Consider the following 498-nt stretch of genomic DNA (forward strand, 5'->3'; position numbering starts at 1 on the left):
GATGTTTCACTTCTGATTGCGAAAATTTGAGAGACTCGAACACACATGAGCTGTGTGTCGTTTCAATTTTCAGCTTGATCCAGATTTTTAAAGAGCAAAACTTCGCAGTGCACCTTTTCAGGTTCACTCTGAAGTTTTCTTGTGTTCGCAGTAAAAGATGGTGGAGCTATGCGGGATCGAACCGCAGACCTCCTGCGTGCAAGGCAGGCGCTCTCCCAGCTGAGCTATAGCCCCATCGTATAAACAACCTCTTCAAATTTGCTTCGCAAATTTGGTAGGCCTGAGTGGACTTGAACCACCGACCTCACCCTTATCAGGGGTGCGCTCTAACCACCTGAGCTACAAGCCTGTAGAGGTTTTTTACTGCTGTTTTTCATCAGACAATCTGTGTGAGCACTGCAAAGGCAGGTTCTTTAAGGTAAGGAGGTGATCCAACCGCAGGTTCCCCTACGGTTACCTTGTTACGACTTCACCCCAGTCATGAATCACAAAGTGGTA

General features: G+C 47.2%; 2 tRNA genes and 1 rRNA gene. All 3 read right to left on the minus strand.

Annotated features, from left to right (window positions below):
• Window positions 1-158 precede the first annotated feature (158 nt).
• Window positions 159-234, minus strand: a tRNA-Ala gene (locus ACNQ0W_RS25355).
• A gap of 38 nt (window positions 235-272) precedes the next feature.
• Window positions 273-349, minus strand: a tRNA-Ile gene (locus tag ACNQ0W_RS25360).
• 70 nt (window positions 350-419) lie between these two features.
• Window positions 420-498: ribosomal RNA gene (locus tag ACNQ0W_RS25365) — 16S ribosomal RNA — on the minus strand; the annotation flags it as partial.

The organism is Enterobacter cloacae complex sp. 6730903 (assembly GCF_048283985.1).
In the GTDB taxonomy this organism is placed as follows: Bacteria; Pseudomonadota; Gammaproteobacteria; order Enterobacterales; family Enterobacteriaceae; genus Enterobacter; species Enterobacter hormaechei_C.